Origin of the sequence: Shewanella sp. 10N.286.52.A9, assembly GCF_041468985.1 — a bacterium.
In the GTDB taxonomy this organism is placed as follows: Bacteria; Pseudomonadota; Gammaproteobacteria; order Enterobacterales; family Shewanellaceae; genus Shewanella; species Shewanella japonica.
In genome coordinates this window covers 1-9,312 of sequence record NZ_JBFRJQ010000042.1, presented here as the reverse complement: position 1 = coordinate 9,312, position 9,312 = coordinate 1, and the positions used below count along the sequence as shown (strand labels likewise).

Below are 9,312 nucleotides of genomic sequence, written 5' to 3'. Positions count from 1 at the left end.
AGCAATTTCGATTAACTCAATACCTGTGAGTGTCCACACAGATTTACTTGTTTGATTGTTAAAGAGCGTTGACCGTGTTGGTCAGGGATGCGTATTCTACACTTCCCGTTGCCAGCGTCAAGTGTTTTTTCAAACTTCTTTTCGCCGTTGATTTAAGGTGGTTAAAACCGCTTCAAATCAAGCTGACTCAGTGTTGGCTAGTGCCTGTTGCCGTGTCAGTGGATGCGCATTATAGGGAGATTATGAAACCGTGCAAGGGCTTTTTGTAATAAAAACGCAAAAAAAAGATCGCTTGATGAGTTTTTCATCAAAAGCGATCTTTTTTAATCAATTCTGCGTAATTTTGCTTAATTTAAACGCAATACTTAGCTTTGTAGTTTGTCTTCTATATATGTATTACTGAAACTGCTCTAAAAAAGCGATAGCGTTTTTATCATCCCAATCAACATAAGTTCTAACGTAAGCGACAAGCTCTCCTTCTTTATTCAAGATAAAGGTCGCTGGTATTGTGTCTAGTGGAAACACTTCACGTAGGTTTTGTCTTGGATCGTAATAAGAGTTAAACGACGCTAGACCAATTGACTCTAAGAATGGACTAACTTGTTTTGTACCTTCAGCATCGATCGAGATTGGCATAAGGACAAATTCATCTTTACTTAGGCTTTGTTCTAGTCGGTCTAGTGCTGGTAGCTCTCTTACACAAGGTGGGCACCAGGTCGCCCACATGTTGACGATAACGACTTTACCTTTATGCGCTTCAAAATCGACTTCTTTACCTTCTGCATCACTAAAACCTATGTGTGCAATTGGAAAAGGATTCTCAAGTACATTGATTTTATCTAAAGTTGAATTACTAACATGCTGTTGTTGCTTTTCCATTCCAGGATAAGCATTAACAATACCCGTTACGACTAATGCACTAAACACGAGTGCTTTAATCACGGCTTTCATGATTTTTCACCTTCACTTGGTTTGCTTTTTAGCAGCGCCTCGAGTTCTTCTCTTTCTGCTTCAGACATTTCCGGAGCAGCTGTTGATTTACCACGCTGTTTACGAACCACAACCAATGCAACATAAAGTGCGATCAGCATTAATACAAATGGCCCAAGCCATAAAATATAGGTCTTTGGATCTAATCTTGGCTTATATAGTACAAAGTCACCATAACGGCTTGTCATGAAATCAACGATTTCAGCATCACTTTTACCTTCATCTACCATTGTGTAGACTTCAAGTCTTAAGTCCTGAGCAACAGGAGAGTTAGAATCAATTAAGTTTTGATTCTGACACTGTGGACAACGCAATTCATGCGCTAAGCTTAATGCTCGCTTTTGATTATCCGTAGACTTAAATTCATAAGTATCTACTGGAGTTGCCATAACATTGAAAGCCAAAACTAAACTTGCCACAAACCCAGCAAGTATTTTTAATGTTTTCATTCCTATACTCCGTCTTGCTTAGCTTCAGCTTGTAATTGTTGAATCATTGGGTAAAGCGTTTCACTCCAAACATTGCGATCAATCGGACCTGCATAGCGAAAACGGATAATACCGTTATGATCAACAATAAAACTTTCTGGTGCGCCATATACGCCAAGGTCTAAACCTAAACGGCCATCTTTATCAAAAATGTTAATCGCATAAGGATCACCTTCACGGCTTAATTCTCTGATAGCTGGTCCACGCTCGTCACGATAGTTAATACCATAAATCGGTAAAATATCCTGACGGGCTAGCATCATTAAATATGGGTGTTCATATTTACAAGCTGGGCACCACGTTGCCCATACATTGATTAATGACACTTCACCTTTTAAATCCGCTTCCGTTAGTATTTCACCTGGCGTCTCGAGACGTTCAAGTTGGAAAGCCGGTACCGGCTTTCCTTCTAGTGCTGAATCCAGCTTTTGCGGATTTAAGAATAACCCTTGATATAGAAAAACTCCCATCCCCAAAAACAATACCAATGGTATAAACAGCACCAACTTTTTCATATTTTCTCCGATATATTAAGCAGTCGCTAATTTTGCTTGTTCTGCATCATCTTTAGCAGTTTTGGTTTCTTTTACACGGTAGCGTTTATCTGACGCTGCGAGGAAACCACCTACCATCATAAAGATTGAACCAAACCAAATCCAACGCACAAATGGTTTATAGTTAAGACGTACAGCAAATTGAGTCATACTTAATGGGTCGCCCATCGTGACATATAAATCACGGAATAAGCCCCAATCAATACCTGCTTCAGTCATATCCATTGTACGTACATTATATTGACGACGATCTGGTCGCAATAATGTGACAAACTTGTCATCTTGATAAACTTCTATCTGACCTTGTTGCGCAGTGTAGTTTGGACCAACCACATTTTTAGTTTCAATGTAGTTAAAGGTGTAACCGGCTAACTCTTCACTGATACCAGGGCCCATACGAACACTTTTCTCAATTGAGTAGTTAGATACCATAGTGGCACCCACAATTGAAACAGCAATACCTAAATGAGCAATGATCATACCCATTTCGCTACGGCCCATCTTGTTAATGGTAAATTTACCGTTTTTATCAGTCAGTAGGTTATAAGCTGCTCTGAAGGTTGCCAATGCTACCCATGTCGCAGCACCAATACCAAATACAACCCAAAGGTTTAATTCGTTACCTGCGATAAACGGTGTTGCAAGGCCTACCACTGCAGCAACGATTGCTGGGATAAGTAGCTGACGCTTAATTTCACCCGCTTTAGATTTCTTCCAGCGGATGATCGGGCCAATACCCATAAAGCCAAATAGCACTAGTACGATAGGCACGAATACTGAGTTGAAGTATGGAGGTCCTACAGAAATCTTACCCATACCTAATGCATCAATTAGCAGTGGGTATAGTGTTCCAAGTAACACAGTACCAGCAGCAACTGTCAGTAGCACGTTACACACTAATAAGAAGGTTTCTTTAGACTTTAATTCAAATCGAGCTGGGCTACTCATTTCACTTGCTCGTAATGCGAATAAGGTTAAGGAGCCGCCAATCGCCAATCCGAGTAATAGTAAGATAAACATACCACGGCTAGGATCTGCTGCGAATGAATGTACAGAGGTCAATACACCAGAACGAACGATAAAGGTACCAAGTAAGCTTAACGAGAAAGCAAAGATAGAAAGTAATACCGTCCAGTTACGGAAGGCACCACGTTTTTCAGTCACGATAAGTGAATGAACAAGTGCGGTACCAATCAACCAAGGCATAAATGATGCATTTTCAACTGGATCCCAGAACCACCATCCGCCCCAGCCTAGTTCGTAATATGCCCACCAAGAACCAAGAGAGATACCGCCTGTTAAGAATACCCAAGCTGCTAATGTCCAAGGACGTGACCAACGAGCCCATGCAGAATCTAAACGTCCACTCATTAAGGCAGCAATAGCAAAAGCAAAGCTAACAGCAAAACCAACATAACCCAGATAAAGCATTGGAGGATGGAAAATAAGACCCACATCTTGCAACATTGGGTTTAAGTCGCGACCTTCCATTGGAATTGGGAAAATACGTTCGAATGGACTAGATGTTAGAATCATAAATAATGTGAAACCAACAATCACCATTGCAAGTACTGAAAGCACCCGAGCGATGAATACTTCTTCCATGCCTTTACTAAAGGTAGCAACTGCAGCAGCCCAAACCGTTAGTGAAAATACCCAGAAAAGTAATGAACCTTCATGGCCACCCCAAACTGCCGCTATTTTAAAGAAAATAGGAAGTTGTGAGTTGGAGTGATGTGCAACGTATGCCACAGAGAAATCATCAACAGCAAAACTATAGCCTAAGCTGATGACCGAAAGAGTGATAAAAAAGAACATACCGTAACAAATAGGCCAAGCATATCTTACGAGATACTGGTCCTTACGGGCTGCACCAAATAACGGCACGGTCATTAAAAGAATGGCGAAAGCCAAACCGATAATGAGCGAGAAGTGTCCAAGTTCTGGGATCATGGGTATTCCTCAATTTTAAAAAAGTTGCCTTAACCATATAAAAGGTTAAACCAACGCATATCTAACATAATGCTTTAAAACAGTGATATTAACATTAGCTAATACGAATTTTGTGTATATTTTAGTAGTTGCTGTTGTTTATGTCTGCCACTTTCATGCAAAACTGGGTGACTTGTCTCATTCTCAAAAAAATGGAGAGTAAAAACACCTAGTTATCAACTGTTCAGCATATGACAGAAAAAGTTCACTTTAGTTTCGTAAGTTTTTTTATTGCTTAATAATCTGTGAACCAGTGCCCAACTATGACGATTCTGGCTCGGTTATATCGTATATTACTGTTCAATGAATCATCTTTACGTATAATCTAGCTCAAGTAAGGCGGCAAATCCGCCCTGTTTTTTCAGCAACCTAAAAGTGAATATTGAAACAATGACCACATTTTGGATATTTATTACTCTTGTCGTAGTAATCAGTTTAATGCTGATTTGGGTACCACATTTTCGTCAGCAAAAAATGTTATCTGCTGAAGAATCAGGCGTGCGTAAGCAAACAAACTTAGAGCTATTTAATGAACGTGCAAGCGTTCTGGAAAAAGAACTCGAAGAAGGCTTACTTGATCAAGCAGAGTTCGATGCACTAAAAAAAGAACTCGAAATTGGCCTTCTACAAGATATGAAGCAAGAAGGCGATGATTCGCTTGATACGAAAATAAAAGCGAAAGGGATCTTATGGCCATCAGTGATGACTATTTGTCTTTTAGCTATTTCTGGATATTTCTATCAACAGCTTGGTGCATATAAAGAGATAGCTAATCCACCACAAGCTGAAGCAAGCCCGCACCAAGGTATGACGAACGAGCAAATCATGGCTCAACGCGTGCAGATGATGGAGCAACAAGTTCAAGCAGATCCTGAAAATAGCCAAGCTTGGTTCAGTTTAGGTCATGCATATATTTCAGCTAATCAGTTTGATCATGCTATTGCATCATTTGATAAAGTAATGGAATTAGTTGGTACAGCTGCAGAGTTGCTTGGTCCTAAAGCGACAGCTATGTACTACAAAAATGGCCAACAAATGAATCCTCAGATCCAAGCGCTAGTAGATGAATCATTGGCGTTAGATCCACAGGATCCATCAACATTACTGCTTGTCGGTATGGATTCATTCTTTACAGCTGACTACCAAGCGGCGATTACAGCTTGGCAAGCTATCTTAGATAGTGGACGTAGCGATATTGACCGCACAGCAGTAATGAATGCAATTGAATCAGCTAAAATGAGAATTTCTGCTGAAACAGGCGTTATGCCAAATGACAGTAACCATAACCCAATGTCACAAGGGACTTCAGCTAAGACTGTAGATGTAGAGATTGTTATTTCACCAGAGCTAGCTGATAAAGTCAGTTCAACTGACATGGTGTTTATCTTTGCTCGTTCAACTCAAGGTCCTAAAGTACCACTTGCAGCAACCAAAATTAGCGCAAACAGCCTACCTACTACGGTCACATTAGATGATACAACGTCTATGGGTGGTGATGTTAAGTTAAGCAATGCAGAAAATGTCGAAATCATTGCTGTCTTATCTAAACACGGTAGCGTTAAAGCTCAAACTGGTGACTTAAAAGGTGTTGTAGCTTCTGTAGAAGTCGGTAAAGAAGCGACTCTAACTTTAGATACTGTTGTACAGTAAATTAGTAATCTACTGAATGCGTATTAATTTGTACGCATAAAAAAACCGGCTATAGGCCGGTTTTTTTGAGTCTGCTAAATATTACTTAGACATAAACTCAATTGCTTTTTGGTAATCTTCATCTGTACAGTCAGTACACATGCCACCTGGTGGCATAGCGCCTTTACCCGTTTTAACAGTACCTACTAATGCATCCATACCAGTAGCTAAACGAGGCTCCCAAGCAGCGGCATCGTGTGCTTTTGGTGCACCAGCAACTCCCATGCTGTGACATACTTGACACGCTTTGTTATAAACAGCTTCGCCATCTTGAGCGAAAACGTTCGAAGACAAAGTCAATGCAGCAACTGCAGTCATTGCTAATAATTTTTTCATGTTCATCGTTCCTAAATGCAAATAAATTCAAAGCTCAATGCCACCTTTCAACCAGGCAGACTTATTAAATCGTCATCAGATTACTACAAACTTCAATAAAACTCACCTTTTTGTGATAAGAATCTCACCTTCTCATTCAAAATAAGACAATAAACCGATATACAGTAATATATTAGAGAATCATGAAAAAGTTCACATAAGATGTATTTTATTGGAACCACTTCAAATACCTAGCACATAGATGACTTGAATGCTAAACCCTTAATTGTGTTTATGTTAATATTCATTGTGTATTCATCCTCAACTCATTAACGAGGGCTAAGTGACAGACAGCAATCAACAGAAAACGTTAGTCAGGGCAAACGAATTAACTTGTATTCGTGAAGACCGCATTCTCTTTGATCAATTAAGTTTTGAAATTAATGCTGGTGACATTGTCCAAATCGAAGGTCCAAATGGTGCAGGTAAAACCAGTTTACTTCGTATAATTGCCGGCTTGTCCCGACCTTACGCTGGCGAAATACAATACATTGATACCGACATTAACCAATGCCGTGACGAATTTAATGAAGACTTACTTTACCTTGGTCATTTAGCAGGTGTTAAAAGTGAGTTAACAGCAGATGAAAACCTTAACTTCAATTTAAGGTTAAGCGGGTATGATGACTTTGATAGTTATGATTTACTCGCAAAAGTTAATCTAGGCGGCTTCGAAGAGGCACTCGCTGGACATTTATCAGCAGGCCAACACAGAAGGACTGCACTAGCACGCCTTTGGCACACTAATTGTCGTATTTGGATTTTAGATGAACCATTTACAGCAATTGATAAAAAAGGTGTGGAAGAGTTGGAACAATTGTTTATCGAACATACTCAAAGAGGTGGCTGCGTAATCATGACCACTCACCAAGACATGAGTCTGATAACCGATGATGTCCTTCGCAAGATCAAATTAGACTATCGTTTCGTATAAGGTACAACAATGAAAAGAGGCATCAGTTACACTCAAGCATTCCTGACATTGTTGCAACGGGATTTAAAAATTGCGGTCAGGCATCGTGGCGATATTTTCAATCCGCTATTATTTTTCGTTTTAGTTGTCACCTTATTCCCATTAGGGATAGGCCCAGAACCTCAGGTTCTTTCTAGAGTTGCACCTGGCATTATCTGGGTTGCAGCGCTACTGGCTTCGATGTTATCACTAGAACGATTATTTAAAGCAGATTTTAATGACGGTAGTTTAGAGCAAATGCTGTTAAGTCCGCAGCCTTTGCCTATATTAGTATTATCAAAAGTATTGGCTCACTGGATTTTAACTGGTGTACCATTGATTTTGGTAGCACCACTATTAGCAGTATTGTTGCATTTAGAAAGCAATAGCTATACTGCACTGATACTCACCTTAACAGTGGGAACCCCAGTGCTTTCGCTTCTAGGAGCTATCGGTGTTGCATTAACCGTAGGTTTGAGAAAAGGCGGTGTATTACTTAGCTTGCTAATTTTACCGCTTTATATACCCGTTTTAATCTTTGCAACTAGTGCTATAGATGCAGCAGGATTAAATTTACCTTATACCGGACAACTTGCCATTATTGGTGCAATGTTGGTCGGATCATTAATTATGGCACCATTTGCTATTGGTGCATCATTACGAGTGAGTACAAACTGATATGTGGAAATGGCTTCATTCTTACGCTGATCCAGAGCGTGCATATAAATTAGCAGGAACACTATTACCTTGGTTTGCTTTTTCAGCCATATTGCTGATCAGTGTTGGTACTATTTGGGGCATGTTGTTTGCGCCAATGGATTACCAACAAGGTGAAAGTTTCCGAATTATCTATATCCATGTACCAGCGGCTTCAATGTCAATGGCTGCATACATGGCTATGGCATCAGCTTCATTCGTTGGCATTGTATGGCAAATTAAGACTGCTGACTGGGTTGCTGCTTCAATTGCACCAATTGGTGCAGTCATTACCTTCATCGCATTATTAACGGGTGCATCATGGGGTAAACCTATGTGGGGCACTTGGTGGGTATGGGATGCGCGCTTAACTTCAGAATTAGTTCTACTATTCTTATATCTAGGTGTCATTTCACTATATGCATCTTTTGAAGATAAAGTACTAGCAGCTCGTGCAGCTGGTATTCTAGCAATTGTCGGCGTCATTAATATTCCAATTATTAAGTACTCGGTTGATTGGTGGAGTAGCTTGCATCAGCCTGCAACGATTAAAATTACCGAAAAATCTGCAATGCCGATGGAAATGCTTGCACCACTGCTAATCAATATCTTTGGTTTCGGTCTAATGATTGGTGCAATAACATTAGTGCGCTACAAAGCTGAAATTTTAGCTAGAAATGGTATGCGCCCTTGGGTAAGAGAATTAGCTAAAGCGGAGGCATCGAAATGATACAATTCGAATCTTTTTCAGAATTTTTAAACATGGGCGGCTATGCTTTTTATGTATGGCTGTCATACGGTGTTACGTTCGGCAGTTTAGGAATCTTATTATTCTTAAGCCTTCGCCAAAAAAAGAAAGTCTTACTGGAAATCGCTAAAAAGATGGAAAGAGAAGACCGCCTAAAAGAAACTAGGAGTAGTAGATAGTGAACTCAAGACGTAAAAAAAGACTCACACTTGCCGTTGCATTGATTGCTGGTGTTGCTGGTATTGCTTCATTGCTATTATATGCACTTAACTCAAACTTGAACTTATTCTTTACTCCATATGAAATCGTCAATGGTAAGAAGGATACAGGTGAGAAACCGGAAATCGGCCAACGCATTCGAGTTGGTGGCATGGTAACAGAAGGAACCATGGTTCGTGACCCAAATAGCTTACATGTAGAGTTTGAAATTCATGATGCTTTTGGTGGTGCAATTACTGTCACTTTTGATGACCTATTGCCTGACTTATTCCGTGAAGGACAAGGTATCGTTGCACAAGGTGTGTTGATTAGCGAAGACACTATTGAAGCTACAGAAGTGCTCGCTAAGCATGATGAAAACTATATGCCGCCTGAAGTCGCTGAAGCAATGGGTAAGACCCATGAAAAGCTAGACTATTCAGAACAGAAGCAAACCGAAGGTTATAAATACCAATAATCTCGTTTGAATAATAAAATGCCAATCTCATGATTGGCATTTTTTTTGGCTTAAATTTGGTACTCGATCGGTTTACTTGCACATATAGGTTCATAACTCAGAGGACTGATTATTAGAACTATCCAAGCTATAAGCCAGTGAGCCAGTGAGCC

The 9,312-nt window shown here is 40.0% G+C and carries 11 protein-coding genes; 6 read left to right on the top strand and 5 right to left on the bottom strand.

Features of this window, described 5'->3' with window-relative positions; all coding sequences use genetic code 11:
* Positions 1 to 396: 396 nt before the first annotated feature.
* From AB4128_RS20595 to AB4128_RS20580, 4 genes are read right to left on the bottom strand one after another with little or no spacing between them, the layout of a single operon-like run.
* Positions 397 to 951 (bottom strand): TlpA disulfide reductase family protein, encoded by a 555-nt coding sequence (locus AB4128_RS20595; RefSeq protein ID WP_372038794.1) that lies wholly within the window; start codon positions 949 to 951, stop codon positions 397 to 399.
* Positions 948 to 1,439, bottom strand: coding sequence for a heme lyase NrfEFG subunit NrfF (nrfF, locus tag AB4128_RS20590; RefSeq protein ID WP_055026525.1), 492 nt, complete (start codon positions 1,437 to 1,439; stop codon positions 948 to 950). Before nrfF ends, AB4128_RS20595 begins: the two co-directional genes overlap by 4 nt.
* 2 nt (positions 1,440 to 1,441) lie before the next feature.
* A complete protein-coding gene (locus AB4128_RS20585; RefSeq protein WP_055026524.1) occupies positions 1,442 to 1,993 on the bottom strand; it encodes a DsbE family thiol:disulfide interchange protein in 552 nt (183 codons plus the stop codon).
* Between the two features lie 15 nt (positions 1,994 to 2,008).
* Positions 2,009 to 3,985, bottom strand: a complete 1,977-nt coding sequence (locus AB4128_RS20580) for a heme lyase CcmF/NrfE family subunit (RefSeq protein ID WP_080917152.1) — start codon at positions 3,983 to 3,985, stop codon at positions 2,009 to 2,011.
* A 429-nt stretch (positions 3,986 to 4,414) separates the two neighbouring features.
* Between AB4128_RS20580 and ccmI the strand changes: the two genes are divergently transcribed.
* Entirely contained in the window at positions 4,415 to 5,674 is a 1,260-nt protein-coding gene (ccmI, locus tag AB4128_RS20575; RefSeq protein WP_372038795.1) for a c-type cytochrome biogenesis protein CcmI, read from the top strand.
* 81 nt (positions 5,675 to 5,755) lie between these two features.
* Here the strand turns inward: ccmI and AB4128_RS20570 are convergent, their stop codons facing one another.
* On the bottom strand, positions 5,756 to 6,049 hold the full coding sequence (locus AB4128_RS20570; protein WP_055026522.1) for a cytochrome c5 family protein: 294 nt from the start codon (positions 6,047 to 6,049) through the stop codon (positions 5,756 to 5,758).
* Positions 6,050 to 6,371: 322 nt separating this feature from the next.
* Between AB4128_RS20570 and ccmA the strand changes: the two genes are divergently transcribed.
* From ccmA to ccmE, 5 genes are read left to right on the top strand one after another with little or no spacing between them, the layout of a single operon-like run.
* Entirely contained in the window at positions 6,372 to 7,022 is a 651-nt protein-coding gene (gene ccmA, locus AB4128_RS20565; protein ID WP_282168096.1) for a cytochrome c biogenesis heme-transporting ATPase CcmA, read from the top strand.
* A 9-nt stretch (positions 7,023 to 7,031) separates the two neighbouring features.
* Positions 7,032 to 7,718 (top strand): heme exporter protein CcmB, encoded by a 687-nt coding sequence (gene ccmB / locus AB4128_RS20560; protein ID WP_055026520.1) that lies wholly within the window; start codon positions 7,032 to 7,034, stop codon positions 7,716 to 7,718.
* 1 nt (position 7,719) lies between these two features.
* Positions 7,720 to 8,466: a heme ABC transporter permease gene (locus tag AB4128_RS20555; protein ID WP_055026519.1), complete on the top strand. Its 747-nt coding sequence runs from the start codon at positions 7,720 to 7,722 to the stop codon at positions 8,464 to 8,466.
* Positions 8,466 to 8,663 (top strand): heme exporter protein CcmD, encoded by a 198-nt coding sequence (gene ccmD / locus AB4128_RS20550; RefSeq protein ID WP_055026527.1) that lies wholly within the window; start codon positions 8,466 to 8,468, stop codon positions 8,661 to 8,663. The genes AB4128_RS20555 and ccmD overlap by 1 nt, the downstream gene beginning before the upstream one ends.
* Complete coding sequence (ccmE, locus tag AB4128_RS20545; RefSeq protein ID WP_055026518.1) at positions 8,663 to 9,160, top strand: cytochrome c maturation protein CcmE; 498 nt, start codon at positions 8,663 to 8,665, stop codon at positions 9,158 to 9,160. The genes ccmD and ccmE overlap by 1 nt, the downstream gene beginning before the upstream one ends.
* Positions 9,161 to 9,312 lie beyond the last annotated feature (152 nt).

What these genes read in the sequence shown, in the direction of transcription:
- AB4128_RS20580 (WP_080917152.1), bottom strand. Translation starts at nt 3,985, where the DNA reads ATGATCCCAGAACTTGGACACTTCTCGCTCATTATCGGTTTGGCTTTC.
- nrfF (WP_055026525.1), bottom strand. Translation starts at nt 1,439, where the DNA reads ATGAAAACATTAAAAATACTTGCTGGGTTTGTGGCAAGTTTAGTTTTG.
- ccmB (WP_055026520.1), top strand. Translation starts at nt 7,032, where the DNA reads ATGAAAAGAGGCATCAGTTACACTCAAGCATTCCTGACATTGTTGCAA.
- ccmI (WP_372038795.1), top strand. Translation starts at nt 4,415, where the DNA reads ATGACCACATTTTGGATATTTATTACTCTTGTCGTAGTAATCAGTTTA.
- AB4128_RS20595 (WP_372038794.1), bottom strand. Translation starts at nt 951, where the DNA reads ATGAAAGCCGTGATTAAAGCACTCGTGTTTAGTGCATTAGTCGTAACG.
- AB4128_RS20585 (WP_055026524.1), bottom strand. Translation starts at nt 1,993, where the DNA reads ATGAAAAAGTTGGTGCTGTTTATACCATTGGTATTGTTTTTGGGGATG.
- AB4128_RS20555 (WP_055026519.1), top strand. Translation starts at nt 7,720, where the DNA reads ATGTGGAAATGGCTTCATTCTTACGCTGATCCAGAGCGTGCATATAAA.
- AB4128_RS20570 (WP_055026522.1), bottom strand. Translation starts at nt 6,049, where the DNA reads ATGAAAAAATTATTAGCAATGACTGCAGTTGCTGCATTGACTTTGTCT.